The following is a 25,893-nucleotide window of genomic DNA, read 5'->3' as shown; positions in this document are numbered from 1 at the left end:
TCGCGATGCCCCTAGATCAACCTTTGACCGAGCCGACCACGATCCCTTTGACGAAAAAGCCTTGAAGAAACGGATACAAAATCGCGATCGGCAGCACGGTCAGACAGGTCATGGCCATCTTGGCCGTCTCGAGCGGCGGGGCGATGATCGCTCCGCCGACCTGCGCGGCGTTGCCGGAAGCGAGGAACTGGATGTTAGCCATCATGGTGTACATCAGATATTGGATCGTGTACAGCCGTTCGTCGGTGACCAGCATCAGCGGCAGGTAGAAGTCGTTCCAATATTGCAGCGCGTAGAACAGGGAAATGGTGACCACGCCGACCCGCCCGAGCGGGAGCATAATCCGGATAAAAATGCGCAGATGTCCGGCACCGTCAATCTGCGCCGATTCCACGATCTCGTGCGGAATGCTGCGGAAATAGTTGGTCATCAGGAACATCAGGAACACGCTAAGCAGGTAAGGAACGATCAGACCGATCAGCTTGTCGTCGAGATGATAGTATTTCGTGCTGAGCAGATACCAAGGGAGCGTGCCGCCGCTGAACAACATGGTGAAGTAGGCGAAAAAGGCAAAGACGTTGCGGAAGCGGAAACTTTTGACGGAAACCACATAGGCGTACGCCGTCGTGACCAGAACCGCCGACACGGTGCCCAGCACGGTCACGGTCAACGAAACGGCGTAGGCGCGCACGATCTGTTCCAGTTTGGAGCCGAACAAAAACTGATACGTCTCCAGCGAAAAGCCGCGCGGCCAGAACGAGTAACCTTCCGCCGCGATCCGGGACTCGGTCGATAACGAGCCGGAGACGGCCAGAACGAACGGAGCGAAGCAAATCACGGAAAATACGGCGATGCAGACATAGAAAAAGATCAATAAGCCTTTGTTTTCAGCCTTGGGCATGCTTTTCACCTCCTAGAAGAGTTTGCTGTCTTTGTCGTACCAACCTGCCATTTTGTTGGCGACCAGCACCAGAATGAAGCCGAATACGGATTGGTACAACGTAATCGCCGACGCGAAGCCGAATTCGCCGGAACGGATCGCGGTACGGTAGACGTACACGTCGATGATATCGGTGGTCGGCAGCAGCAAAGGATTCAGGAAGGTAACGCCCATGATCATGCTGAGATCGCCTTTGAGCATGCCGCCGATGCTGAGCAGGCTCATCAGGATAATAGACGGAATCAGCATCGGCAGCGTGATCCGCATGATAATCTGCCACCGCGAAGCGCCGTCGATCCGGGCCGCTTCATAGTAGGAGGTGTCGATACCCTGAAGCACTGCATAGTAGATGATGGCGCCGTAGCCGGCACTTTTCCAGATGTTCGCTAGCACCAGAATGACCATGAACAGCCATGGACTCGAATACCAATCGACCTGGCTTAATCCTAATGCGGCAAGCGATTGGTTCAAGATGCCTTTATCGTAGTCCAGCAGGGAGAACAGAATCGCGCCGATGATGATCCACGAAATAAAGTAGGGGAAGAACATGACGCTTTGCGTGATTTTGACGAACCATTTGCTGCGCATTTCATTCAATACGATCGCGATCGCGACGGAGAAAAAGGTACCGGTCAACATGTACAGCACGTTCAGCATGACCGTGTTTCGCGTTGCTCGAATCGCATCTTCCATACTGGAGAAAAAGAACTCGAAGTTGGCGAATCCTGCCCAGGGGCTGCCGAAGATGCCGTCATTGAAGTTGTAGTTCTTGAATACGAGGATCAGTCCGCTCATCGGCAGGTAGGCGAACAGGATCAGAACCGCGATTCCCGGCAGCGCCAGCAAGTATAAGGGAGCATCTCTTCCGATCGACTTTCGCAGCCGACCGAAGCTTACAGCCTGACGCTTGGCGAGACGATCGTTCGTGTCACGCGGCGTAGCTTGTTGCACCATCGACGTTTCACTCCTTTTTTCGTTTTGACGTGTTGGATTCGTAACGTCATCAGCATAAGCCCGAGAAATATGTAAGCGCTATCAAAATAAAGAGATAAAGCTTAACAAATCGCGAAAAAACGGGCTTAACAAAACGAAAAAAGCATCATTTTTTTGAACTTAAGCTGCCTTAAGCAAGCATTACGGTTCTTTATGCTCCAGCACATGGTGGATTCTCCATTTGGAAGGAGTGACGCCGTAGCGCTTTTTGAACTGGGTCGTAAAATAGGTGCTGCTGTTATAACCGACCTGCTTGGCAATCTCGCGAATATCCAGTTCAAGTTCTCCAATTAACAGCCGCTGGGCCTGTTCCAGGCGGTGCAGGTTCACTAATTCGGGGAAATTGCTTCCGGTTCCGTCCGCGATCAAACGGCTGAGATACGCCGAACTGATCGACAGCTTTTCCGCCAGCGCGTTGAGGGACAATTCGGGATCGTTGTAATGCTCGGCGATATAGCGTACCGCTTCTACGGCGAGGCTGCGCGTTTGCAGGCCGTCGATTCGATCCAGCCTCTCGCTCGCAACGCGGCAGTGATGTTCCAGCCATTCCCGCAGTTCGTCGTGGTTCTCGATCCGATCGATCAACGGATAGAGGTCGAGCAGATTGAGATCCCAATGCTCCGCCTTTTTCACGCCGATACGACTCAGCTCCGAAGCCAGGCTGGCGAGAAAAGCCGTCGAGGCTTCCGCCCGATACTCGCAGGTCACGGACAAAAGCTGCCCGACTGCCTGATTGATCGATGCTTCGTCCCGCTTGCGCACGGCCGTCCGAATCGGTTCCATATGATTTTCCGGAATCGGCCCTGCATGAAGCGGAAGCAGATCTTCGGCGAACATCATAGATTGCTGCTTGCGAAATTTTACATGTCGTCGACAGTCGCAAGCTTCGTCGTAGCGGTCTTTCAGCTGTTCCGCGACACCGGTCAACCCGCTGACGCCCAGCGTATAACGAATCCCCGCTGCGTCTGCGCAATGTTCGACTTGGTTCCAGCGCTTTTGAAAAGCTTCGGGATCATCCAAACACCCCGGCGTTAATTCGCTGACAATCAGCACGGCGGTATGGCGGTGCGGGCGGAAGATTCGGAGATTGGCCCATTCTTCGAACGTTAGCTTAATCAGCGTCAACATCTCGTCGCAGCTTTTTTCCGCGGACAATACGCATACGCAATAAGAACCTTCCAACTCGGCCAAACGCTGCGGCGTACCGCTCCCGTCGGCATCGCGGGGAGCAAGCAGCCAATGCAGCACGGCGCTGTCGTCGTTTTCTTTGCGCAGTTGAGCCATCCGTTCGCCGATTGTTTCCAGTTCGCGATTGACGATCCGATAATCCCGGCTCTGCGGGGAATCTGTGCTGCCTGACAGATGAACGATGCTGCCGAAGATCCGATCGATCGGTTGATACATACGGCGCGAGATCCAGAAAGCAATCGCGATCGCGACAAAAGTGAGAGCCAGGCACAAAAGCATCATCAGGTTCCGGGCATTGGAAATATCGCGCACGCTGTTGGTATAAGAGGTTTCGGAAACGAACCATAAGCCGTCTTTTTCCGAGTGCACATAGGTAATAAGCTTCGCTTCATCATGGCCTTTGAAAACGAAAGAATGTTCAGCCGAAGCGTCCGTTTGGATAATACGCTGCGCCATTTCGGAGTCGATTTCCGAAATTCCGGGGCTATGCATCAACAGATTTCCGTGCTCGTCAAGAATTCGGTAATGCGTAGAATCTTCGCCTTGCTGCACGAACAGATTTTTTTGCAGCTCCGCCGGATTGATCGTGATCGCAACGCCGCCGTAATAGGCGCTGTTGGCAAAAGCCCGGTCATTGTAGAAAACGGTAATCAACTGCACGTCGCTCCCGTCGTTTCGCTGTGCGGTCCACAAAAAAGGTGACTCGACGATTCGGCTCTCCTGAATTTTGCGAAATAATGCTTCTTTGGAATCCAGGCTAAGCGGCAGATTTTCGAACATCGCCACAGGTTCTTCGGTTCCGAAGATATAGGCATTTTCCAGATAAGGATTGACGATTAGAGCGCCTTTGATCTGGCTCAAAGCGCTGTAAAGTTGGTCGCTCCAGTCGGTATCGCCGCTCATCATGAGCGCATGGATATTCGGATTCGCATAGAAATCCATCGTATAGTTTTGGGCGACGTCTTTATAATTTTGATACACGTTGGCGGTATTCAATAACACGCTTTCGTTGGCCTTATTGACGTTCTGAATCGTTAAGCTCCGGTACCAGAAAAAGATCGCAACGGAGAGCACCAGAATGCTGCATACCGCGATCAGCGTCAAACTCAGAAAAAAAGGCGTATGCAGCTTCATTCTCTTTTTCATTATCATCACTCCTAAGTTAAAAAGCATGAAAGTATAAAAATGATCAAAATAGACATGTCAATAGCAAGAAAATTAAATGTATACGAACTATAATTGATAAGGCTTACATATGTAAACGGTTGTATTTTCACTTTGAAGGAGGAATCCCGTTGAAAACGTTCCGTAATCCCATTCTGCCCGGCTTTTATCCCGATCCATCGGCGATCCGCGTCGGCGAAGATTATTATCTGGTTACTTCGAGCTTCGAATTTTTCCCCGGCGTACCGATCTTCCACAGCAAAGACCTGATTCATTGGCGCCAGCTCGGTCATGTGTTGGATCGCCCTTCCCAGTTAAATCTGGATCGGACCACGCCGTCCCGAGGCATCTGGGCACCGACAATTCGTTACCACGAAGGCGTGTTCTATATGATAACGACCTTCGTTGACAATGACAAGGACTGTCATAACTTCTACGTGACCGCTACCGACCCGGCAGGAGAATGGTCGGACCCGGTCTGGCTGGAGGATGCGCCGGGTATCGATCCTTCGCTCTTTTTCGATGATGATGGTCGAGTCTATTACACGGGGAACCGCGTTCCGCCGGAAGGTCAGGAATATGCCAAGCATATGGATATCTGGCTGCAAGAGATTGATTTGAAGTCGGGCAAGCTGATCGGCGACAAGCTCAGCATCTGGCAGGGAGCGCTAAAGGTCGGCCATGCCCAAGAAGGCCCGCATATTTATAAAATCGGAGATTGGTATTACGTCTTGATTGCCGAAGGCGGCACGGGACATACCCATGCGATCACGATTGCGCGCAGCAAACAGATCACGGGCCCTTACGAAGGCAACAAAGCCAACCCGATCCTGACTCACCGCCATCTGGGCCGGGAGTTCCCGATCGTGAACGTAGGCCACGGCGAATTGGTCGAGACGCAGCACGGCGATTGGTGGATGTTCTGCCTAGCCTCGCGGACAAGCGGCGGTTATTACCGGAATCTCGGACGCGAGACTTTCCTGACGCCCGTAAAGTGGGAAAACGAATGGCCGATCGTCAATCCGGGAAAAGGCATCTTGGAATTCGAATCGACTGCGCCGGATCTGCCGGAAACGCTTTGGCCGCTGCTTTCTGTTCGCGATGATTTCGATGAAGACGAGTTGTCGTTGGCGTGGAACTTCCTGCGCACGCCGCAAGGCGACTTTTGGAGCTTGAAGGGTGCCCCGGGACATTTGCGCCTGCGCTTGAAGCCGGAGAAGCTGAGCGACCTTGCCAATCCGGCACTGGTCGCACGCAGACAGCAGCACCTTTCGTTCCGTACAGCCGCGGACATGACGTTCGAACCCGCTACGGTCGACGAAACGGCCGGGTTGGTGTTGTTCCAAAACGCGGATAACCATTTCCGATTCGAAATGGCTTCCGGGGAAAAAGGTTTCGCAGGCGAAACAGGGACTCTAACGCTGACGGTACGTTTGTACGGCGAAGAAACCGTGTTAGCCAGCATCCCGTGGAACAACGCGCATACCCAGTTCAAAGTCGAAGCTTACGGGCAGGACTACAGTTTCTTTTACCGGGAAAATGAACAGCACACATGGACGCCGCTGCATCGAAATGCCGACGGCCGAGTGCTGAGCACGGATACGGCAGGCGGATTTACGGGTGCTTATATCGGACTATATGCCAGCTCGAACGGAGCAGACAGTTCCAACCACGCCGACTTTGATTGGTTCAGTTACGAAGGCTTGGAATAGAAGGATAGGAGGGAATTCCGCAGATGAATAAATATCGAACCCGCAACGAGGCCGAACGCAAAGCGCAACATCTTGATGAATGGGATGCAGCGGATCAGTTGAAGCACTAATCCCAGGCGCACGACACCGGATATCCGCTGCCCGAACTGCCGCAAATTCCGGATCGAAGCGTCAACGTGCTGAACTACGGCGCGATTGGAGACGGATTGGAGTTATGCACGTCCGGCTTGCAAGCCGCTATCGACGACTGTGCCGCTTCCGGCGGCGGAACGGTAATCATTCCTGCCGGATTATGGCGCACCGGCCCGCTAACGCTGCGAAGTCGGATCAATCTCCGCGTAGAAAGCGGCGCTCTTGTCCAATTCGACTCCGATCCTGAGCTGTATCCGTTGGTGCCTTCGCATTTCGAAGGCCGCCCCGAATGGCGATGCCAAGCTCCGCTGGACGGCTCAGAGTTGACAGATATCGCGATTACCGGCGGCGGAATTTTCGACGGCGGCGGCGAAGGCTGGCGTCCGGTCAAGCGTTTCAAGACAACGCAGCCGCAATGGACGCAGTTGGTTCAATCCGGCGGCGTCGTGGATACGGCAAATGAAATTTGGTGGCCCAACGCTGAAGCCCGGGACGGGGAAGCGTACTGCCGGGAATTGCGCGAGCGATTATGGTCGACATCCGAGCATATCGAACACGCAGGAATTTCGCACCCCACAGCCAGCGCGGAAGATTATCTGCCTGCCCGCACCTTTCTGCGTCCGAACATGGTGAGCCTGCGCTCGTGTCAACGGATTTTGCTTGAAGGGCCTACGTTTCAAAATTCCCCCGCCTGGTGTTTGCATCCGGTGGGTTGTGAAGAAGTCACCATTCGCGGGGTGCAAGTCCGTAACCCCTGGTACTCGCAAAACGGAGACGGACTGGATCTCGAATCGTGCACCCGTGCGCTGGTGGAACATAGCGTATTCGATGTCGGCGACGATGCCATTTGCCTAAAATCCGGTAAGGACGAAGCAGGCCGGCGTGCGGGAATGCCCTGCCAGTCGATCACGATCCGGCATTGCAGCGTGTATCACGGGCATGGCGGCGTCGTGATCGGCAGCGAGATGTCCGGCGGCGTACGCGGGGTGCGCGTCAGCGATTGTCTGTTCAGCGGAACGGATATCGGCCTGCGGTTCAAAAGCACGCGCGGACGCGGCGGCGTGGTGGAGGATATCGAGATCGAGCGGATCGTGATGCGGGACATCGTGCACGAAGCGATCTCGTTCCATCTCTTTTATGCGGGCGTGGAAGGGTCTGAGGGCAGCGACGACGAAGTGTATCCCGTAACGGAAGAGACCCCGGTATTTCGGGATATCGCCATTCGGGACGTCGTGTGCGTAGGAGCGGCTGCGGCGCTTCTGGTGAACGGTCTTCCCGAAATGCCCCTCCATAATCTGCGTATCGAAGGGCTTCGGGCAACCAGTGAGAAAGGGATCGTCCTGCGGCACGCCGACGGAATAGAGCTGGAAAATATCGCGCTCCAGACCCGGGAACGTCCTCAGTTAACCATCCATCGCTGCCGGAACGTCAGTCTGAACGGCGAAGCGATCGCGCCTGCTTCCGGTATTGCAGAGGCGTCAGTCCCGTCGCTTTCTTGAACGTCTTGTTGAAATGCGACAAATGCTCGAATCCGACGGCTGAAGCAATCTCCTGAACCCGGTCTTCCGAGTCGGCCAACCGCTGCTCGGCTTCCCGCATTCGGATATGCAAAATATATTCGCGGAAGTGGAACCCGGTTAAACGGTGGAACACTCGGCTCAAATACGAAGGACTGATAAAAAAGTGAGCGGCCGTTTCTTCCAACGTCAGCGTTTCCCGATGATGTTCGCGGATATGCGCCGCAACGTTGTTGACCAGATCATGCAGCGGCGGCTTGGCCGATCCGTTTTGCTGAAGCTGCACGCCTTCGGAACGTTGAAGCAGAATCATCAATTCCGTAAACAAAGCCACCGCGCAGCTCTCGTAATAGTCGCGGCTTGCCAGACATTCGTCCAGTATTCGGTTAAGCAGCTGCTTGACCTCGTCTTGCTCCCGCAACGTCAGCCGAAACATCCGGTAGCCCTTGTTATGGAACCATTTGTTTTCGCTTTGCAGAGCAGCCGGAAGAAGCAGTGGATCGTAATTGACCAAAATCCGCTCGAACTCCGCGATCTCGGAGCTTGCCGTCGCGTGAAGCTGATTCGGGCGGATCAGGATCAGCTCGCCTTTATGCACGGTGACGACGCGATCATCGACGAAGTAGACGCGCTCGCCTTCGCACAGGAAATACAATTCGATCTGCTCGTGACTGTGGGAACGCGGCATGGCCGTTATGCCTTTGCGCTTCATATGTTGAATACTGAATCGGCCGTCTTCCAGAACATGCTTGGGATTGGGGCTGCTGATACTGGACATACGTCACTTCCTTTTCTCGCACCGACCTATTTGAACTTTGACTTCATTATAGAACATACCCGCCAATCCGGGAAAGGAGACCGTCTCTTGATGCTCATTACCGTTTCTAAGCAGTCCGATGCCGATTTCACCACGCTTCAGTCGGCGCTCGACTATATTCCGATCGGTTCTACCGAATCAGTCACGATGCGGATCAAACCCGGGGTATACGAGGAAAAGGTAACGGTTCGCGCCGATGCACCGCCGATCCTGCTGCTGGGTGACGATGCCGCTTCCACGATCATTAGCTGGTCGGACAACGCGCATACGCTGGATGATGCAGGACAGCCGCTCGGCACGTTCCGCAGCGGTACGCTCAACGTCTTGTCCGAACATTTCACCGCCGAAAACGTGACGATCCGCAACGCTTCCGGACCTGGTACGGGCCAAGCCGTTGCTGCGTTCGTCGACGCCGGGTATGCGGTATTCCGACGCGTACGATTGCTGGGCGACCAGGACACCTTGTATACGGGAAAAGGCAAACAATACTACGATGACTGTTACATTGAAGGCGATGTCGATTATATCTTCGGCGCGGCGACTGCGGTGTTTGACCGCTGCCGGTTGCATAACAAGCGCTCTCGCGGTTATATAACCGCAGCCTCCACGCCCGAAGACGAAAAGTGCGGCTATGTATTTCTCGATTGTACAATCACCGGCGGGGAAGGCGTCGGCGACGTCTATCTGGGACGCCCTTGGCGCTCCTTCGCACATGTCGCTTGGATCCGGACAACGATCGACGCCTCGATTATCCCCGAAGGCTGGCACAATTGGGGACAGCCGGATCGGGAATCGACCAGCCGCTATGAGGAATTCGATAGCAGCGGACCCGGAGCGAATCCTAATGCACGTGCAGTTTGGTCTCGTCAGTTAAGTGCCGACGAGGCAGCCGGCTATCGGGTGATCGAGATTCTGGGCGGCTGGCATCCGGAGGGATATTGAGATGAACCCAAATAAACCGAACACGTTAGAACAGTTTATCCATACGCTAAGCGAATCGGCGCCCCGGCGTTCGGAATGGGAAGCGGATATCCCTTTTGATCAATGGCAAACGGAGCTTCGTCAGCGATTCCGCGAACGTCTGGGCGAGTTCCCGTCTGTTCCCGCCGCATTGAACCCGGTGCTGATGGAGCACACGCGATGCGACGGTTACGTGCGGGAACGCATCGAAATTACGACGTATGAAGGTCTGCGCATGCCGCTATATCTGCTACTTCCCGATAGTGCTGTGCCAAATTTCAATACGAGTGACGACTCTGGGCATTCCGCGGCTTCCATTTCGCGTCCTGTCGTACTCGCGATCCACGGTCACGGTTACGGAAGCCGCGAGATCGTAGGGCTGCATCCGGACGGATCGGCAAGGGAAAGCGAGCCCGGCCTGCATAAAGATTTTGCGTTGTCGCTCGTGCGGCAAGGATTTGTCGTCGCCGCGCCCGAGCTGTTGGGCTTCGGCGATCGCCGCTTGAAAGAGGACTTGGCTTTGGCAGCCGAAGATCCGGGCAAAAATTCGTGTTTCCGCTTATCTTCGGCGCTGCTTATGGTCGGGCAAACGATGGCAGGCTACCGGATCTATGAGACGATGCGTGCATTGGATTATGTGCAGGCGCGCCATGAATTCGATTCCGATAAGGTCGGGATTATGGGCATTTCAGGTGGGGGTCTTGTCGCCGGATTCACCGCTGCGTTGGATCGCCGTATTGGTTGTACAGTCGTAAGCGGTTACACTAACACGTTTGCCAAAAGTATTCTATCGCGTAATCACTGCTTGGATAATTATATTCCCGGTATTTTGCTTGAAGCGGAAATGCCGGATCTTCTCGGCCTGATTGCGCCACGTGGTCTGTTTGTGGAGTCGGGTGTGAACGATCATCTATTCGGGCCTGCCGGCGTTCACGAAGCGCTGGATCGGCTGCACACCATTTTCCAGGCAGCAGGTCGCCTCGACGGCGTGGAAGCGGACATTTTTACAGGTGGGCATGAGATTCATGGCGATCCGGCTTTTGCCTGGTTAAAGCGACAATTGATGACAACCACCAAGGAGGTACGGCAAAAATGAGCATGTTAAAAACAATCCATGCAGCAGGCGCGCAACGGGTACGCCGATTCGCCGATCAACTGCTGTCGCAGTGCAACGATAAAGGCGAGCACCCCTGGGTCATGGAGCGCTGGGCCTATGTTCCGGGTATGCAGCTTATGGCGCTTGCGCGGGCAGGCGAGCAGCTGGATGTACCGGAATATGTCGCGTTCATGAAGCGACATATGGATGCGTTTGTTCAGGAAGACGGACGTATTCGCACGTATCGGTTGGAAGAATATAATCTGGATCAGATCAATCAAGGAAAAAACTTATTTGCTCTGCATCGGGCGACGGGAGAGAATCTGTACGCCGAAGCCGCGCATATGCTCGCCGCCCAGCTTATTTCCCAACCTCGAACTTCCGAAGGCGGATTTTGGCATAAAAAAGTATATCCGTTTCAGATGTGGCTCGACGGTCTGTACATGGCTTCGCCGTTTCTGGCCGAGTACGGCAAAACGTTCGACCGTCCCGATCTCATTGACGAGGCGGTACATCAGCTGCTGTTAATCGAACGCCGTACCCGCGATCCGCGCACGGGGCTGCTTTATCACGGTTGGGACGAGTCGAAGGAACAGGAATGGGCCGATTCATCGACCGGGTTGTCTTCGCATTTTTGGAGCCGGGCGATGGGATGGTACGCGATGGCGGTCGTGGACGTGCTGGATCATGTTCCGATCACGCATCGTCAACGGGGTACGCTCATCGGTATTTTCCAACGAATGATCGGCGCACTGGTCAAAGTTCAGGATGCGGACAGCGGATTATGGTATCAGGTATTGGATCAAGGAGAACGCAAAGGCAACTATCTGGAGGCTTCGGGTTCGTGCATGTTCGTGTACGCGATGGCGAAAGGGCTGCGGTTAGGTTATCTGGAAAACAACTTTACAGAGCCGATGCGGCGCGGGTACGAAGGGATTTTGCAACATCTGGTCACGGAAGACGAAGAGGGGCTTCATCTGAACGGAATCTGCCACGGCGCCGGGCTGAGCATCGACCGCAACGGTTCGTATGATTATTACATCTCGGAAGAGGTTGTCAGCGATACGCCGATGGGTGTTGCTCCGTTGATGTTGGCTATACTGGAAGCTGAAGAAGTATCCTAACAAAGCACCTTAAGAATTATTAAGAATATAAGAAGTTGTAGTTTGAGGCCCGCCCCCTATACTAAAGTTAAAACGTTCAATAGGGAGGCAATGACGCTGGACTTTCTGTCTTTTTTCAAACAATACGCAACGAAACCCCGAACAGTCGGAGCGATTCTTCCAAGCTCCAAATACCTAGCGCGAAAAATGATGGCTCCCGTAGATTTTGCGCACGCCCGTTATATCGTGGAGTACGGACCCGGTACAGGCGTATTTACGGAGCAGTTGTTAGCCAATCGCCAAAAAGGAACGACTCTGATTGTATTCGAGAGCAACGCGGAGTTTTATCATCTATTGAAGCAGAAGTATCCGCATGAAGCCGATTTTCATCTTATTCACGATTCGGCAGAAAATCTGGAGCAGCATCTGACAAGCTTGAATATTCCGCGGATCGATTACATTGTGTCCGGTCTTCCTTTTGCCAGTCTGCCGCAGCAGGTATCCTTCGAGATTCTCAGGCTTACGCAGAAGCATTTGCAGCAAGGCGGAACGTTCATAACCTTTCAGTACACGCTGTTGAAAAAGGATCTGATCGGGAACTACTTTTCGAAGATAGAGATTGAAAAAGAGCTTCGAAATGTTCCGCCTGCTTATGTCTTTTCTTGTAGCGTGTAATTAAACGAACCAAAGACGGCAAAGAAGCGAATCGCTTTCTGTCGTCTTTTTTTATTGTTCAGGTACAGTTTTCCGATAGCCGCTCGGCGTCGTACCGGCTATACGCTTGAATATCCGATGAAAATGCGCCGTCGTCTCGTATCCGCAGCCTTGGGCGATCTCCGCGACGCTGCGGTCGGTAGACGCCAGCAGTTCTTTTGCCCGCACGATCCGCTTGGCATTGACGTATTGGGTCACGTTCATGGCGGTCAATTGCTTGAACACGCGGGAAAAATGCGGCGGAGAGATGCAGGCTTTGGCGGCTAGCGCAGATAATCCGTTGGAACGCTCGGGATGTTCGTCGATCTCGCGCAACGCTTCTTTCATCCAAAACGGAATGCTTGCAGTTTCTTCGGTGTGATCCGGCTGCTGCGCGTAGATCAGACGGTTGATCCGCAGCAGCAGCGTACTCGCGATCAGCTTGACTGCTTCGCGATTGCCGAGCTGCTGCTGATCAAGCTCCCAATGAATCGCTTTGAACGCGGCTTCCACTTCAGTAACTAACAAATCGGGCAGCTCCAGGCGGTATGTTTTGTGTTTACGCGCCCGATCGAAGCAGAGCAGCGCATGGTAAGCACCGTCTACGGACTCCGTATGCAGCAGACGCGGCGCGAAAAATAGCACAGACGACACAACCGGATCTTCGTCATGAGGCAGTGATCGATGGATGGTGTTACCGGGAATCAGAAACAAATCGCCTGCTTTTTTCTCGTACCAGGCATCGTCGATAAAGAACACCCCTTGACCGCTATGCACGAATACGATCTCATACCGTTCATGCAGATGGTCCGGCAGCTCGTCGATCGGCTTTTTCATCGTGCGGTAAGACAGTTCAAGCGGGAAAAGAGGATCGCCGGCAAAAGGTTTGCGCAAAGGCTTCATGCAGCACCGTTCCTTTCCTTTTTCGATAAAATAGATTACGCTTACAAAATATCAAAAAAAGCGACAAATATGCAAGGAGCGATGATATTCAATCTTTTTTTCATTAGATACAATAGGGCATGAAAGGAGTGGGCTGCCGTATGCGTATCGATGCTCATCAGCATTATTGGAACATAGGACGGGGAGATTATGGGTGGATCACGCCGGAGCTTCCGGTTTTGTATCGGGACTTTTTGCCGCAAGATCTGGAACCGCTGCTGCATGCGCACAAGTTGGACGGAAGTATTCTGGTTCAATCAGCGCCGACTCTGGAAGAGACCGAATATATCTTGTCGCTAGCCGACCATACGCCTTCGATCCTCGGGGTCGTGGGCTGGATCGACTTGTTCGACGGTGATCATCGTCTTCATTACGAACGATTCCGCCGCAATCCCAAATTCCGCGGCTTTCGCCTGATGATTCAGGATATGCCCGATGCTTCGCGAATTTTGGAGCCGGCATTCGTCGAAGCACTGCGGGGATATGCCGACGAACAGGTGCCAATCGATCTGCTGCTGACGGCGCCTCAGATGGAAGTGACGTTACGTTTGTTGGAAAAGGTTCCGAACCTCCGCGGAGTATTGGATCATCTCGGCAAGCCTCGCATTGCGCAAAGCGGAGAATCTAGCGAGCAAGAGCATTTTGAAGCTTGGGCGGATCATTTGAATGCTTTTGCCGATTACCCGGGTCTATATTGCAAAGTCTCCGGGATGGTGACTGAAGCGAATCCGTCAGGCTGGAACGTCGACGACTTCGTTCCTTATGTGCGCCATGTGCTGCAAGCGTTCGGGCCGCAGAGAGTCATGTTCGGAAGCGATTGGCCAGTGTGTCTGTTGGCTGCGGAATACGATCAGGTCATGGATATCATCTTACATGCGCTTCCCGCGGAATGGGGCGATCGGGAGAAAGTCTTGCTATTCGGAGAAAACGCCAAAACATTTTACTTGAATAACGGAGGTATTTCATGATGCAAACGCGCAAACTGGGCAAAACCGATCTGGACGTCTCGATTTTAAGCTTCGGTGCTTCTTCGCTCGGCGGCGTGTTTCGGGAGACGGATGACTCAGAGAGTATTCGAACGGTACATGCGGCGATCGACTGCGGCATCAACTATATCGACGTGTCGCCTTATTACGGATTGACGCGCGCGGAAACGGTGCTCGGCCAAGCGATCGGACAGATTCCGCGAGACAAGTTCCTGTTATCGTCGAAAGCGGGGCGTTACGGAGAATCGGAGTTCGATTTTACGGCAAAACGGATCTTCAGCAGCGTAGAGGAAAGCTTGCAGCGTCTTCGGACGGATTATCTGGATATATTGTTTTTGCATGATATTGAATTTGTTGATCCGGGGATTATTTTGGAAGAAGCGGTTCCGGCTCTGCATCAGCTGAAGGAGCAAGGAAAAATACGTTTCTGCGGGATCAGCGGACTTCCTTTATCGTTGTTCGAGCAGATGCTGCCGCAGATCGAGGTCGATGCGATCCTGTCGTACTGCCATTATGCGCTGAACGATAACTCTCTGTTGGATCTGGTGCCGCTATTGGAGGAAAAAGGGGTCGGTCTGGTGAATGCCTCGCCTCTGGCGATGGGACTGCTCAGTACGCGCGAACCTTCGTCTTGGCATCCTGCGGGCGACGAAGTGAAAACTGTATGCCGCCAAGCGGCGCTTCATTGCGAAAATTCCGGTACGGACATCGCGAAGTTGGCTATGCAATATTCGACGAGTCATGCGCAGATTCCGACGACGCTCGTGAGTACGGCTTCGTCTGCCAATATCGTGCGGAATGCAAAGTGGATCGAGGAGCCGATCGACGAGACGTTATTGGAGGAAGTATTGGAGATTCTCAAGCCGATCTATAATCAAAGTTGGTCCAGCGGACTTCCGGTATATAATCACTCGGCAAACCTAGCAAGCGGAAGCGGGGATCAGGCATGAAAGGCATCGTTTGCGAAGAAATCGGACGGCTGGACTGGCGAGAGGATTTGCCGGAACCGGTCATGGAACACGGGCATGCGATCATCAGCATTAAACGAATCGGAATCTGCGGAACGGATCTGCATGCGTTTCGCGGGAAGCAGCCTTTTTTCAGCTATCCGAGAATTCTGGGGCATGAGCTGGCAGGGGTCATTGAGCAAATCGGCGAAAATGAGCAAGGGCTGGGTGTCGGCGATGCAGTGAGCGTGATCCCATACATGCACTGCGGAAACTGCTACGCCTGTCGGTCGGGAAAAACGAACTGCTGCCAACACATGCAAGTGTTCGGAGTTCATATCGACGGCGGAATGCGGGAGCGCGTTTCGATTCCGGTGAGCCATCTGATCGGAGCGAAAGGACTGACGCTCGATCAAGCCGCAATATTGGAACCGCTTGCAATCGGGTCGCACGGGCTTCGACGTTCGGGATTGATCAAGGGAAGCGGCGAGACGGTGTTAGTCGTGGGAGCGGGGCCGATCGGGCTTGGGATTATGGCGTTGGCGCGTTATGCGGGAGCACGCGTTATTGCGATGGACATCAATGAAGAGCGGTTGGCTTTTTGCAAGGATTGGGCGGGCGTAGAGCATACGATTATCGCGGGCGGCGAGGTACAGCAGCAGTTGGATGAACTCACCGACGGCGCAGGGGCTCCGATCGTGATCGATGCGACGGGTAGCGTGCAGTCGATGCAGCAGGCTTTCGGGTATGTTGCGCATGGCGGTTCTATAGTGTACGTGGGACTGGTTAAGGATGATATTACATTTAACGATCCGCATTTTCATAGCCGCGAGTTGACGCTTCTGGGAAGTCGGAATGCAACGCCGGAAGACTTCGCATGGGTCCGGGAGGCGCTTGCTGCCGGGGTGATCGATACCGATCGGTATATTACGCATCGGGCGAGATTTGCGGAAATGATCGGGGAGTTTGAAAGTTGGTTGAAACCGGAGTCTGGGGTAATTAAGGCGATGGTGGAGTTGGGGGATTGAACGGAGAATACTGTAAACAGTGACTGGAAGGAGGGGTTCATGATTCAAGTCTTGATTAATCCGAAGCTGCGCCGCGAGGAAGTGCCTGACCTCCGAGAAGCCGTAGGTTGGGGAAGACGCGATCGCGACTTTCCTATACTGTTCGAGCGCTGCAATTTCTGGGCAGGCATGAAGAACGAAAAGGGAGAACTTATCGCGTTCGGTTATGTGGCCGGAATGGGTTTGCAGCATGGGTATATGGAAGACATCATCGTGCATCCGGATTATCAGGGGCAAGGAATTGGGAAGAAGTTGGTGGTTAGGCTGTTAGAAGAAGCGGAAGCGTACGGTTTGGAGATCGTGACGCTGACGTTCGAGGAGAAGAATGCGAAGTTTTATGAAGCATGCGGTTTTCAGCTGGGCATGGGAGGCGTTTGGCGAAAAGGTTAAGAACAAGAACAAATTCGATAAAGCGGCGGCATCGGCAATTAAGTCGATAGCCGCTGACTTTTTAAAAGTAATAATTACGAATATTTTTCTTGAAAATGATAATCTCACAGAAGTTCAAGCAAGGCGGTGTTCAAAATTAAAAGTTTATTTAGGGGCGGCCTGAATTTGCAATTTAAGAATAAGTCCGTGGTTTGAGCTAAGTTGATGAAGTTTGATCGATTCAACGAATAGCGCGCTGTTCATTGAGCGACATCGATTCAAACTTGAATAGATCGGCCCGGAACGACGCAGAAAATTATTTAACTAAGACGGACATAGGCGCACAAATAAATTCGTATATGATAAGCAAACCATGCGTAATTTCATATAGAGCGAATTAAGCCAAACCGATTGATTCAAGGATTAAAATTGAGCCTATTGCTCATTTATGTATATATTTCTTCACAAAATCCGTATTTTGTACATATGTATGTAGGCGAATTAATAACCTTCTGCCACCGAAAATTCCGATTGGATTCTCTGATTTTCAAAGATTTACTTCTAATCATCCGTTTATAAAAATTATTTTTTCTAACGTATTCTTCATTTACCGAATCGCTGTACCTTCGCTAAATTGTGCATCCAAGATGAACGAATAGCTCAATACTTTTCCGTATCATATAAACTTAATACCCGCTCGGTCAGATCTAAGTCGAATTCATCGAAAATTGTCTTACGATGCTTTTAGTCCCAAACCGCGCATACAGAATGCTTTTTTCTTCATATCCCGCCTGCTTGCGTAAATCCCGTATGCACATGTAGCCGACCTTTTACGATTGCAATATCAACCGCTCACAACCGATTGCGTGCGTCCTATAACGATCATACAATGTGTATTTTTTCAAAACAAAAATATAAACTTGTGTTTCTAAACCGATCGGTTTATACTGAGACAAACAGTACAGAAAGCGAGGAAATAATCATGCAAAACTTGAACCCTCCATTCACTCTCGAAACGGCAATCCAAAAAACGCGCAAGGCCGAGGACAGTTGGAACAGCCGTGATCCGCAGCGCGTGTCGTTGGTCTACACCGAAGATTGTTATTGGAGAAATCGGAGCGAATTTATCACGGGCCGCGAAGCCATCGTCTCTTTACTCACCCGCAAATGGGCAAAAGAACTCGATTACAGACTGATCAAAGAATTGTGGTCGTTTACGGATAACCGTATCGCAGTACGCTTCGCATACGAATGGCGTGACGATAGCAACAATTGGTTCAGATCTTACGGCAACGAGAATTGGGAATTCGCCGAAAACGGCTTGATGCAGCGCCGATTCGCTTCGATCAACGACATGCCGATCAAGGAAGAAGAACGCAAATTCCATTGGCCGCTCGGTACCCGCCCTGCCGATCATCCAAGCTTAAGCGACTTAGGCCTATGACACGTACCGTTTTCGAAAAGCCAGACGTCATCCCTCTCGTTACCGAAGTGTTTCGCGAATTAGGTTATGAAGGTGCGTCCATGAGCAAGATTACAGCCCGGACAGGTCTCTCCAAAGGAAGCTTGTATCATTTCTTCCCTGGAGGAAAAGACGAGATGGCTTCCGAAGTTCTGACGCATATCGATCAATGGTTTACCCGTCAAATTTTTGAACCGCTGGAACAGAACGAAGCTCGGTCAGCGATCGATCAGATGTGGCAAGAAGTCAATACCTACTTTCAGTCGGGTCAGCGGATTTGCTTGATCGGCGCATTCGCTTTGGACGAAACCCGGGATCGGTTCGCTGCCGCGATTCGGCAATATTTCGTAAGATGGATCGAAGCGTTTAGCGCGGCGTTAGTTCGAATCGGTCTTTCCCAAGAGACGGCCGACCGCTTGTCCGAAGAAACGATCGTGGGCATTCAGGGAGGATTGGTTCTGAGCAGAGCGCTGCATGATGAAGCCTTATTCGGACGCACGTTGGCCAATCTGACGCAGCGGGTCTCGGCTAGCATTTCGGACAGCCATTCGGCTCACTGATGCAACGACACCAATTTCTTTTCGCCAGCGACTGTATAGGAGGTTAATAAGATGAGCAATTTTGTTATGGATCAATTGAAGTTCGTTCGTCGTCAGGCGATTGAGTATGTAAAAGGCATGGATGACTCTACCACGGAAATCATTCCGATCGGTTTGAAAAACCATATCAAATGGAATCTGGGCCACATGTACGTGATCCACGAGAAGTTCGCTTTCCAACTTGCCGGACAAGAAACCCAATATCCGGCTAACTTCAATAGGTTATTTGATCCGGGAACCAAACCGTCCGACTGGGATATAGAACCTCCAACGTTGTCCCAACTCATCGACTTGTTGACGAAACAAATGCAGCGGGTTGAACAGGTTCTCTCAAACCGATTGACAGAAGAGATCGATTCGCCTTACCAATCTTCTACAGGACTGACCTTTACCACTGTAGAGCAACTGCTGGGTTTTCTGATTTATCATGAAGCCATGCACTTTGCAACGATCAAAAACATGAAGAGCCTCATTGAAAATTAAAAAACAAATAAACCGACCTTAAATCCTATTCAAATCAGGATCAGGTCGGTTTATTTTTATGCGTATTACTCTTTCATATAGACTAATGTGACTTTTATCGATTATAGACCTCGAATATTTTTATATTTCGCATGGATAAATAGATCTATGCTTCATTATTCATACGCTCGGGTCAACCGATACTGCGCCGGCGTGATTCCGTGCTCCCTTTTGAATAAACGCACGAAATAATTGAATTCCATGCCGACCCTGATCGCGATCTCGCCTACGGAAAGTTCGGATTGTTCGGCCAATAGCTGCTCGCCTTTGAGCAGTCGCAGACGTTGCAGATAGTGATTAGGGTTTACGCCGTAGATTTCTTTGAATTTGCGTTGAAAATGTTGCTTGGAGTATCCCACCGTATCGGCGATATTCGCAATGCTTAATTCTTCCATATAATGCTGCTCCATATATTGCACCGATTCGCGAAGCAACGTTTTGACTCCGGCATTGCTTCGGTCTTTGGATACGGGATTCTCCCTGCGCGTCATCGCGGCAATCGAAATCAGCACATGATAAATTTGCGTAGAAGCATGCTGCTGATCGTAACTGTCCCGCCCGTCCGGTTCGCTTCCGTTCCATAACTGCCTCAGATCATTTTCGAGCTGCTTCATATGATGCTCGCCTACCACCGCGATCGGTTGCATAAGCGGAAGCTCCAGGGAATGAATCAAAGGCTCGATCAAACGCCCCTCGATGCCCATATACCCCAACACCCAACCGCCTTCTGCTTTCGGACCGTACGCATGAGCCTGTTTGCCCGGCACAAGCAGCACGTCTCCCCTCTGCATCGTTAAGGAAGAACCGTTTTCAAAATCAAAGGTCCCCGCGCCGCCGAAACAAATCATGCATTGAAAAGTCGGATAACCGATTGCCCGATGCACCCGGTGCTGTTCATGCAAGCCGCAGCTGTATAAGGACAACGGGTATTCGATATGGCCTTTATGATGAAAAAGTCTGAAGGGTAACATGTTCGGTTCGATCTCCTTCGATTTGATAAGCCGGTTAGCCGGTCTTGCTCTCGAACTCTTTGTAAAAGTCATCCCGCATTTCAGACACGGCAAGGTAACACTCTTTTCCTTGCAACAGCTTTGCCGGTACTCTCCATGTCTCTCCGTAATAATAACTATCCGCAACCAGTTGCCCGTCTGCATAAATCTGAGCCGTATCTCCATAATACTCGATATCGACGAATCCTTCGGCTCCGGTCACGGAAATTTTTTGCCATTGAACGTTCCGCTCGCCGCCGATCTGCAATTCTTCGGTATGCTTCGGTTCAAAAGGAAGTTCCGCGACCTCCTCATACGTGACCACAGGTGCCGTATACGACTGTTGAATGGAGTGCGGCTCAAAGCTTTTCCCCGTCCAATGCAGATAACGAACGTCACCGCCCGCAACAGAACGAATTTCGCCGCCCGATCGGTACAAATCGCATTGTTCGCCTACGTACAGTTCCCCGTCCAATCTGCGCAAATATTTGGCCTGCTCCCAAGTCAACGTAACAATCGTCGCCTCGTTAATCTCAAAAGCCGAATCGATTCCAGCTTGAACCGTAACCTTTTGCCCGTCGCCGAATTGATATTCAGGCTTGATTCCGGGAATTTGCGCGAAGAAATACGTATTGCCTGCGATACACAAAGGTTGAGCCGTCGCATAATCGAGAACCGCGCCCGGCAGCTCCATACGAAACGGCATCAAGAAACTGACTTCGCCGCGCACATCGATGTTCGGAAATACGATGCTCCCCGTATCGATCACCACCTCTTGCACATCCGCAAGCTCGGTCAGCCGTTGATAATGATTCACGAATACGAACCCGCGATCTCCGTCCGTACGCATCGCATACCGCAAAGAAGTCGTATCCTCCCTAGCCACCGATTGCGCAGCTTCTACCCGCGTCATCGGTGCAAGCGTTTCCTGAAAATCCTGAACGAATAAATGCAGAAGATTCAGCAGTCGATATTGTTCCCGCACTTCTCCGTATTCGGACAACGCGCATTGAAAATCATACGACAGAATTGGATAATCGTTCGGATAGCCGGTAGCTTTCGATTCCTGGAACGTCGACAACTTGCCGATCTGATTCGTGCCGCCGTGATACATATAATAACCGATCAGGTTATTGCCGTCACCGATCTTCACGAGCGAGAGGCTGTAAATGTCCATCGGCTTGATCCACGGTCTGCGATGATGCGTGACTTGTATCCCGCTGCCCAGCTCACACGTTGCAAAAGGATACCGTTCGTACGGCAGACGCCACTGCGAATCCGTTTCGATCGCTTGAGGAAGCAGGTCCGCCCCGATGCCGGTGTCGTTGCGTAGGCCGGTAAAAAAATAATGAGGAGACGGCGGCAGCAGGTTCGTATGATCTTCCCAAGGTGCTTCGCAATACCCGCCGAACACCGGAAGCACTTCATCCACCGGGATCTGAGCACCTTCTACCGCATTCCATCCGGTCACGGTATAGATCGGAGCGATGATTCCGCATTCGATCGCGATTTCTTTTAACTTCGCCAGGTGGTCGGCCCGATCTGTCAGCTCATTTTCCAACTGAACGGCGATGATCTTTCCTCCATCTTTGTAGAAAAGCCCTTGCACCTGTTCGAAAATGTTCGTGTACAGCGTACGCACTTGCGCCAGGTAGGCCGGATTGTTGTCGCGAAGCTCGAACGGTTTCTCCAGCAGCCAATCAGGGAACCCGCCGTTTCGGCATTCGCCGTGCGCCCACGGACCGATTCGGATCACGACGTCCAGATCGACTTTTTCGCATTCTTGAATAAAAGCACGCAGATCGTTATCGCCCGAAAAGTCGAAGACGTCTTCGATTTCTTCGTGATAGATCCAGAATACATAGGTTGATATCAGATTGATTCCGCCGGCTTTCATTTTACACAGCTCGTCGTGCCAGTCGTTGCGATTACATCTGGAATAATGAAACTCGCCCATAACCGGGATGTACGGCTTGCCGCCCCGTTCGATGTACAAACTGGTGACGTCGATTTGCTCGCCTTCCGGATTGATGCCTCCCAGATTCAAATGGTTGCGCAGGATTTCCGGTTGCTGATACTCCTTGAACGTATACGTCATCGCTGAGTCGCCCTCTCTCGATTTTAATGATTTTAGGATTGTTTGTGTATGTAGTGCTCGTGAATTTATTGTAACGGAGAGGGGGTTCGGCGCGTTAGGATTATCCAGATTAGAAGTAGCACAAAATGAACATATAGTGGGTACGGCTCTGATACGACGTACATGTAGTTCATTCGTAAACCGCCTTTTTCACTACTGACATACTGTTGTCAGCAGCGGGCTTGTATAGTGAAGACATACCTTAACGAAAGCGAGGATTCACCTATCATGCCCGTAATTGGACCCGACTTTATTTCTCTTCAGGTAAGCGATCTCGAAAGCTCCGCGCAATTCTATCAAGACCATCTCGGTCTCGTTCGCTCGCAAGCCGGACCGCCTCATGCCGTCGTATTCGACACCAAGCCGATCGCGTTCGCGCTTCGCGACCTGATCCCGGGCGTCGAACTGAACGCAAGCGCTCAGCCCGGTCTCGGCGTTGCTTTATGGCTGTACGCTCCCGACGCGCAAGACATTCACGACAAGTTGGCTTCGGCAGGCGTGACGATCGCGTCCGCGCCGATCGACGGACCGTTCGGCCGCACGTTCACGTTTGCCGATCCGGACGGTTACCTCATTACGCTGCACAGCAAGCCTTGATGAAAGTGCGGTAAAGCTCGTTAACCATACGCATGCACGACAAAAAGAGCCTGATCAGCAGATTTCCTTCTGCCTTCAGGCTCTTTGCGTTTGCTTATGCTCATTTACGCTCAACCTCGCTGCTTCATACGCTCCACGTTTTTGTTCAGCTGCGCGAGCGTCTTTCGCAGACTGTCCAGATCCGCTTCGCCGATCTCTGCCAGCAACTCGTTCGCAAACTGTTCTTTTTCTTTTTGCGACGTCTCGATCATTTCCCGACCCGAGTCGGTCAGCTGTACGAATACCGAGCGGTTGTCTCCGTCTTTTTTGCGCCGGGTCACGATCTTGTTTTCCTCCAGCTGCTTGAGATGCCGGGCGACGGCTGCTTTGTCGAGCGTGACTTTTCGCTGAAGGTCGCTTTGGCTGATTTCGCTTTCGTTATAGATCAGGGCCAGAATCTCGAAACGCGACTGGCTGATACTGATATAGGCATCGAACGTCGTATTGATCGCGTTATTGACGCGGTAGATTTCATATAAAAGGGCGGATTCCTGCGACCAATCTTTGCTCAAAGCTATCACATCTTTCTCGGATTGATTTCGAATGGATTTACGATATTCTTCATTATAACGCAAAATGCAGCAAAAGCCCTCTCTCCGTCGGAGAAAGGGCTGCATGGGATCGGATGAGGATCAGTAGACCGACAGCGTACCGTCGTAGTTGATCACTTGCCCGTTGCGATTATCGCCGTCCAGCACGAAACCGGTAATCAGCTCGGCGGCTTGAGCCGGCGTCTTCATGAAATCGCCGGTCATATTGTCGTTCAAATCCGTGGTCACGCCTCCCGGCATCACGGCAAAGATCTGCACCGGAATGTTTTCTTGTTCGAACGCCATGCCCCACGACTTCGTCATCACGTTCAAAGGCGCTTTGGACGTGGAGTACGCGAACGGATTGAAGAACGACAGCGGCTCGATCGGAATCGTGATGTTTTGGATGATGCCCTGATTGGCAATCAACAGCGGAAGCAGTCCTTTCGACAACGCGAACGGTCCGATAAAGTTGACCTGGTGCGTCTCGCGCAGTTCTTCGACGTTCGACTCCCAGCCGACGCGGTGCATATCGCCGGGGATGCCCGCGTTATTGATCAGCAGCGACAAATCCGTGTACTGTTCGTTGATCGTCGCGACGGCATTGTCGATGCTGCCGAGGTCGGCAACGTCTAATACGAGCAGCTTCGCGTCTCCGAAAGCTTGCAGCTCGGCTACGGCCGCTTCGCCGCGTGCTTGATCGCGCGCGCCTACCAATACGCGGTATCCCGCTTGCAGCAGATGCTTCGCCGTTTCAAAACCGATCCCTTTATTCGCGCCTGTTACCAAAGCTATTTTCGTCATGATTCATTCTCCTTTTTATAATGTTGATATATCAACAGTTGATGCATCAACATTGTAGTCGCTATTCGCTATTCTGGCAAGTCCTTTTCCGAACAAATTTTTCACATCAAAAAACTCGCCGTGATCGCAGTGGCGCGATGCGGCGAGTTCGATGTGAAGAGTTACAGCGATTCGTTATCTTTGTTTTGAGCGATCTCGTTTTGTTTCGCTCTCAATTTTTCCGGAGTCACGTCGTCGCCCAGCGGATCGACGATCGTGGAATTGAGCAGCAGGTCGTTAACCGAACCGCGGAAGATTCCCAAGTATTCTTTGCGAAGGCGAGTTTGCTCCTGCCGCTGTTCCTCGGTCAAACCGTTTTCTTTCTCCATTTTCGACAGTTCATTAATTCTTTCCAAGATCGGAATAACCATATGTTTGTCCTCCTTCGTTTCGCGGCGATCGTCCGGCGCACCCTATCGGCAGCGGCTTCGAACCGAATGACGTCTGCGTCAAATCTCGGTATCGAGCGATTGGATAAATCCTCGGATAAACGATTCGTTGCGTCTATAATATGTCCATTGACCGTAACGGGCCGATTCCAGCAATCCGGCTTTTTGCATCATGTTCAGATAGTGGGATACGGTAGATTGCGAAATCTTCGCTTTTTCCTGAATATCGCCTACGCAAACTCCGCCTTCGAAGCTCTCCCCTTTCGGGATATTTGCGCTTTGATCGGGGAAATGCCGTTCGGGTTCCTTCAGCCACTTCAAAATGTTCAAGCGCGTCTCGTTCGATAAAGCTTTGAATATGTCAATGGGTTCCATATCTTTATTATATCGATTTTTACCGATATGTCAATATACGTTCGCGATCTCGCTCGTACATGGCGGCATGCTGCGAAAAATCCGGGTTTCCGGTCTCCTCCGCGCGCTTTTTCGTATAGATGGCCAGCAGGTTCAGTCGCTCGGCCATCGTTTCCAGCACCTCAATTCGGCCAAAAGGCTTACCGTAAGCGGCCGTCAGTCGATCGATGCGCTCCAGCCTTTCATTCAAAGCAAGACCGCAATCCTCCGTATCTTCGGCGAGCGGTGCGAGGCGATAGGCCAGATACGCCAAGTCCCAAATTCTCGGCCCCGGCGAAGCGGTATCGAAATCGAACAAACCGCTCAATCGCCCGTCGACGAACGTCATATTGTAAGGCGCGACGTCGTTATGGCAGATCACTTCGATCGGATCGCGCGGCTCCATGCCCCATACGAGAGGCTCTCCGATTAGGGAAACGCTGGCATCATGGATACGGCGCAGCAGCTTGCCCGCATCGTCCACGATCTCTGGCGCCCATAACCAGGCAGGAAGAGGATAGTTACCGACCTCGCCCGGAAGAAAAGTGACGATCTCCCGTCCCTCCGCATCGAAACCGACCGGCATCGGCACTTCTCGAATGCCTTGCGCATGCAGCGTATTCAACAGGGTATGAACGGCTGGCGTCCACGGGCCTGAATTCCGATGTACGCGGTCGCCGATCCGTTTTACCGAATTCGTATTTCCGCCTTGCAGCGTTTCTTCGTCCATGATCGCCGCTCCTTTCTTCTTTTGCCTTTTTTCCACT

General features: G+C 52.0%; 26 protein-coding genes. 14 read left to right on the top strand and 12 right to left on the bottom strand.

Annotated elements, in window-relative coordinates; genetic code table 11:
* Nucleotides 1-16: 16 nt before the first annotated feature.
* The 3 genes from SACSAC_RS16600 to SACSAC_RS16590 all read right to left on the bottom strand — a co-directional run bounded on the left by SACSAC_RS16600 (nt 17) and on the right by SACSAC_RS16590 (nt 4,267).
* On the bottom strand, nt 17-901 hold the full coding sequence (locus SACSAC_RS16600) for a carbohydrate ABC transporter permease (protein WP_037288391.1): 885 nt from the start codon (nt 899-901) through the stop codon (nt 17-19).
* A gap of 12 nt (nt 902-913) precedes the next feature.
* The gene (locus tag SACSAC_RS16595) at nt 914-1,894 is read right to left on the bottom strand and encodes an ABC transporter permease (protein ID WP_051507190.1); all 981 of its coding nucleotides are present in this window, start codon (nt 1,892-1,894) and stop codon (nt 914-916) included.
* Between the two features lie 180 nt (nt 1,895-2,074).
* Entirely contained in the window at nt 2,075-4,267 is a 2,193-nt protein-coding gene (locus SACSAC_RS16590) for an AraC family transcriptional regulator (RefSeq protein ID WP_037288389.1), read from the bottom strand.
* A 149-nt stretch (nt 4,268-4,416) separates the two neighbouring features.
* Between SACSAC_RS16590 and SACSAC_RS16585 the strand changes: the two genes are divergently transcribed.
* Nucleotides 4,417-5,997, top strand: coding sequence for a glycoside hydrolase family 43 protein (locus tag SACSAC_RS16585; protein WP_037288387.1), 1,581 nt, complete (start codon nt 4,417-4,419; stop codon nt 5,995-5,997).
* 176 nt (nt 5,998-6,173) lie between these two features.
* Nucleotides 6,174-7,628 (top strand): glycoside hydrolase family 28 protein, encoded by a 1,455-nt coding sequence (locus SACSAC_RS16580; protein ID WP_245608655.1) that lies wholly within the window; start codon nt 6,174-6,176, stop codon nt 7,626-7,628.
* On the opposite strand, the gene SACSAC_RS16575 is transcribed toward SACSAC_RS16580, so the two are convergent.
* Nucleotides 7,558-8,424, bottom strand: coding sequence for an AraC family transcriptional regulator (locus tag SACSAC_RS16575; protein ID WP_037288385.1), 867 nt, complete (start codon nt 8,422-8,424; stop codon nt 7,558-7,560). The genes SACSAC_RS16580 and SACSAC_RS16575 overlap by 71 nt on opposite strands.
* Before the next feature lie 90 nt (nt 8,425-8,514).
* Here SACSAC_RS16575 and SACSAC_RS16570 point away from each other — a divergent pair, with 90 nt between their 5' ends.
* The 4 genes from SACSAC_RS16570 (at nt 8,515) to SACSAC_RS16555 (ending at nt 12,297) form a co-directional block, all read left to right on the top strand.
* Nucleotides 8,515-9,405 (top strand): pectinesterase family protein, encoded by an 891-nt coding sequence (locus SACSAC_RS16570; protein WP_037288383.1) that lies wholly within the window; start codon nt 8,515-8,517, stop codon nt 9,403-9,405.
* A 1-nt stretch (nt 9,406) separates the two neighbouring features.
* Nucleotides 9,407-10,519: a dienelactone hydrolase family protein gene (locus SACSAC_RS16565; protein ID WP_037288381.1), complete on the top strand. Its 1,113-nt coding sequence runs from the start codon at nt 9,407-9,409 to the stop codon at nt 10,517-10,519.
* A gap of 2 nt (nt 10,520-10,521) precedes the next feature.
* Entirely contained in the window at nt 10,522-11,643 is a 1,122-nt protein-coding gene (locus SACSAC_RS16560; protein WP_037293020.1) for a glycoside hydrolase family 88/105 protein, read from the top strand.
* A gap of 96 nt (nt 11,644-11,739) precedes the next feature.
* Nucleotides 11,740-12,297: a class I SAM-dependent methyltransferase gene (locus SACSAC_RS16555; RefSeq protein WP_156951139.1), complete on the top strand. Its 558-nt coding sequence runs from the start codon at nt 11,740-11,742 to the stop codon at nt 12,295-12,297.
* A 51-nt stretch (nt 12,298-12,348) separates the two neighbouring features.
* On the opposite strand, the gene SACSAC_RS16550 is transcribed toward SACSAC_RS16555, so the two are convergent.
* Nucleotides 12,349-13,218 (bottom strand): AraC family transcriptional regulator, encoded by an 870-nt coding sequence (locus tag SACSAC_RS16550; protein WP_037288377.1) that lies wholly within the window; start codon nt 13,216-13,218, stop codon nt 12,349-12,351.
* A gap of 140 nt (nt 13,219-13,358) precedes the next feature.
* Between SACSAC_RS16550 and SACSAC_RS16545 the strand changes: the two genes are divergently transcribed.
* The 7 genes from SACSAC_RS16545 to SACSAC_RS16515 all read left to right on the top strand — a co-directional run bounded on the left by SACSAC_RS16545 (nt 13,359) and on the right by SACSAC_RS16515 (nt 19,170).
* Nucleotides 13,359-14,225 carry an amidohydrolase family protein gene (locus SACSAC_RS16545; protein WP_037288375.1) on the top strand — a complete coding sequence of 289 codons (867 nt, stop codon included), beginning with the start codon at nt 13,359-13,361 and terminating at the stop codon, nt 14,223-14,225.
* Nucleotides 14,225-15,193 carry an aldo/keto reductase gene (locus tag SACSAC_RS16540; protein ID WP_037293019.1) on the top strand — a complete coding sequence of 323 codons (969 nt, stop codon included), beginning with the start codon at nt 14,225-14,227 and terminating at the stop codon, nt 15,191-15,193. The genes SACSAC_RS16545 and SACSAC_RS16540 overlap by 1 nt, the downstream gene beginning before the upstream one ends.
* Nucleotides 15,190-16,218, top strand: coding sequence for a zinc-binding alcohol dehydrogenase family protein (locus SACSAC_RS16535; RefSeq protein WP_037288372.1), 1,029 nt, complete (start codon nt 15,190-15,192; stop codon nt 16,216-16,218). Before SACSAC_RS16540 ends, SACSAC_RS16535 begins: the two co-directional genes overlap by 4 nt.
* Nucleotides 16,219-16,257: 39 nt before the next feature.
* Complete coding sequence (locus tag SACSAC_RS16530; RefSeq protein WP_037288370.1) at nt 16,258-16,647, top strand: GNAT family N-acetyltransferase; 390 nt, start codon at nt 16,258-16,260, stop codon at nt 16,645-16,647.
* Nucleotides 16,648-17,608: 961 nt separating this feature from the next.
* On the top strand, nt 17,609-18,070 hold the full coding sequence (locus SACSAC_RS16525) for a nuclear transport factor 2 family protein (protein WP_037288367.1): 462 nt from the start codon (nt 17,609-17,611) through the stop codon (nt 18,068-18,070).
* Entirely contained in the window at nt 18,067-18,648 is a 582-nt protein-coding gene (locus SACSAC_RS16520) for a TetR/AcrR family transcriptional regulator (protein ID WP_037288365.1), read from the top strand. Before SACSAC_RS16525 ends, SACSAC_RS16520 begins: the two co-directional genes overlap by 4 nt.
* 51 nt (nt 18,649-18,699) lie before the next feature.
* Nucleotides 18,700-19,170, top strand: a complete 471-nt coding sequence (locus tag SACSAC_RS16515) for a DinB family protein (protein ID WP_037288362.1) — start codon at nt 18,700-18,702, stop codon at nt 19,168-19,170.
* A gap of 155 nt (nt 19,171-19,325) precedes the next feature.
* Here the strand turns inward: SACSAC_RS16515 and SACSAC_RS28045 are convergent, their stop codons facing one another.
* Nucleotides 19,326-20,180, bottom strand: coding sequence for an AraC family transcriptional regulator (locus SACSAC_RS28045; protein ID WP_051507188.1), 855 nt, complete (start codon nt 20,178-20,180; stop codon nt 19,326-19,328).
* Between the two features lie 34 nt (nt 20,181-20,214).
* Nucleotides 20,215-22,296 (bottom strand): beta-galactosidase, encoded by a 2,082-nt coding sequence (locus SACSAC_RS16505; RefSeq protein ID WP_051507187.1) that lies wholly within the window; start codon nt 22,294-22,296, stop codon nt 20,215-20,217.
* Nucleotides 22,297-22,563: 267 nt separating this feature from the next.
* Here SACSAC_RS16505 and SACSAC_RS16500 point away from each other — a divergent pair, with 267 nt between their 5' ends.
* A complete protein-coding gene (locus tag SACSAC_RS16500) occupies nt 22,564-22,932 on the top strand; it encodes a VOC family protein (RefSeq protein ID WP_037288359.1) in 369 nt (122 codons plus the stop codon).
* 110 nt (nt 22,933-23,042) lie between these two features.
* On the opposite strand, the gene SACSAC_RS16495 is transcribed toward SACSAC_RS16500, so the two are convergent.
* The 5 genes from SACSAC_RS16495 to SACSAC_RS16475 all read right to left on the bottom strand — a co-directional run bounded on the left by SACSAC_RS16495 (nt 23,043) and on the right by SACSAC_RS16475 (nt 25,856).
* Complete coding sequence (locus SACSAC_RS16495) at nt 23,043-23,483, bottom strand: MarR family winged helix-turn-helix transcriptional regulator (protein WP_037293014.1); 441 nt, start codon at nt 23,481-23,483, stop codon at nt 23,043-23,045.
* A 120-nt stretch (nt 23,484-23,603) separates the two neighbouring features.
* The gene (locus SACSAC_RS16490; RefSeq protein ID WP_037288356.1) at nt 23,604-24,305 is read right to left on the bottom strand and encodes an SDR family NAD(P)-dependent oxidoreductase; all 702 of its coding nucleotides are present in this window, start codon (nt 24,303-24,305) and stop codon (nt 23,604-23,606) included.
* Between the two features lie 161 nt (nt 24,306-24,466).
* Nucleotides 24,467-24,715: a DUF896 domain-containing protein gene (locus SACSAC_RS16485; protein WP_037288352.1), complete on the bottom strand. Its 249-nt coding sequence runs from the start codon at nt 24,713-24,715 to the stop codon at nt 24,467-24,469.
* 78 nt (nt 24,716-24,793) lie between these two features.
* Complete coding sequence (locus tag SACSAC_RS16480) at nt 24,794-25,108, bottom strand: ArsR/SmtB family transcription factor (protein WP_037288350.1); 315 nt, start codon at nt 25,106-25,108, stop codon at nt 24,794-24,796.
* A 19-nt stretch (nt 25,109-25,127) separates the two neighbouring features.
* Nucleotides 25,128-25,856, bottom strand: coding sequence for a phosphotransferase (locus SACSAC_RS16475; RefSeq protein ID WP_037288349.1), 729 nt, complete (start codon nt 25,854-25,856; stop codon nt 25,128-25,130).
* Nucleotides 25,857-25,893: the final 37 nt, after the last annotated feature.

Source organism: Saccharibacillus sacchari DSM 19268, from assembly GCF_000585395.1.
Lineage (GTDB): Bacteria > Bacillota > Bacilli > Paenibacillales > Paenibacillaceae > Saccharibacillus > Saccharibacillus sacchari.
Note: the sequence above shows the minus strand (reverse complement) of the source record. Positions and strands in the feature narration are given on the sequence as shown.

Coding starts and splice junctions, on each gene's coding strand:
- SACSAC_RS16600 (WP_037288391.1), bottom strand. CDS start 901: ATGCCCAAGGCTGAAAACAAAGGCTTATTGATCTTTTTCTATGTCTGC.
- SACSAC_RS16595 (WP_051507190.1), bottom strand. CDS start 1,894: ATGGTGCAACAAGCTACGCCGCGTGACACGAACGATCGTCTCGCCAAG.
- SACSAC_RS16590 (WP_037288389.1), bottom strand. CDS start 4,267: ATGAAAAAGAGAATGAAGCTGCATACGCCTTTTTTTCTGAGTTTGACG.
- SACSAC_RS16575 (WP_037288385.1), bottom strand. CDS start 8,424: ATGTCCAGTATCAGCAGCCCCAATCCCAAGCATGTTCTGGAAGACGGC.
- SACSAC_RS16570 (WP_037288383.1), top strand. CDS start 8,515: ATGCTCATTACCGTTTCTAAGCAGTCCGATGCCGATTTCACCACGCTT.
- SACSAC_RS16565 (WP_037288381.1), top strand. CDS start 9,407: ATGAACCCAAATAAACCGAACACGTTAGAACAGTTTATCCATACGCTA.
- SACSAC_RS16560 (WP_037293020.1), top strand. CDS start 10,522: ATGTTAAAAACAATCCATGCAGCAGGCGCGCAACGGGTACGCCGATTC.
- SACSAC_RS16550 (WP_037288377.1), bottom strand. CDS start 13,218: ATGAAGCCTTTGCGCAAACCTTTTGCCGGCGATCCTCTTTTCCCGCTT.
- SACSAC_RS16545 (WP_037288375.1), top strand. CDS start 13,359: ATGCGTATCGATGCTCATCAGCATTATTGGAACATAGGACGGGGAGAT.
- SACSAC_RS16540 (WP_037293019.1), top strand. CDS start 14,225: ATGCAAACGCGCAAACTGGGCAAAACCGATCTGGACGTCTCGATTTTA.
- SACSAC_RS16535 (WP_037288372.1), top strand. CDS start 15,190: ATGAAAGGCATCGTTTGCGAAGAAATCGGACGGCTGGACTGGCGAGAG.
- SACSAC_RS16530 (WP_037288370.1), top strand. CDS start 16,258: ATGATTCAAGTCTTGATTAATCCGAAGCTGCGCCGCGAGGAAGTGCCT.
- SACSAC_RS16525 (WP_037288367.1), top strand. CDS start 17,609: ATGCAAAACTTGAACCCTCCATTCACTCTCGAAACGGCAATCCAAAAA.
- SACSAC_RS16520 (WP_037288365.1), top strand. CDS start 18,067: ATGACACGTACCGTTTTCGAAAAGCCAGACGTCATCCCTCTCGTTACC.
- SACSAC_RS16515 (WP_037288362.1), top strand. CDS start 18,700: ATGAGCAATTTTGTTATGGATCAATTGAAGTTCGTTCGTCGTCAGGCG.
- SACSAC_RS28045 (WP_051507188.1), bottom strand. CDS start 20,180: ATGTTACCCTTCAGACTTTTTCATCATAAAGGCCATATCGAATACCCG.
- SACSAC_RS16505 (WP_051507187.1), bottom strand. CDS start 22,296: ATGACGTATACGTTCAAGGAGTATCAGCAACCGGAAATCCTGCGCAAC.
- SACSAC_RS16500 (WP_037288359.1), top strand. CDS start 22,564: ATGCCCGTAATTGGACCCGACTTTATTTCTCTTCAGGTAAGCGATCTC.
- SACSAC_RS16490 (WP_037288356.1), bottom strand. CDS start 24,305: ATGACGAAAATAGCTTTGGTAACAGGCGCGAATAAAGGGATCGGTTTT.
- SACSAC_RS16485 (WP_037288352.1), bottom strand. CDS start 24,715: ATGGTTATTCCGATCTTGGAAAGAATTAATGAACTGTCGAAAATGGAG.
- SACSAC_RS16480 (WP_037288350.1), bottom strand. CDS start 25,108: ATGGAACCCATTGACATATTCAAAGCTTTATCGAACGAGACGCGCTTG.
- SACSAC_RS16475 (WP_037288349.1), bottom strand. CDS start 25,856: ATGGACGAAGAAACGCTGCAAGGCGGAAATACGAATTCGGTAAAACGG.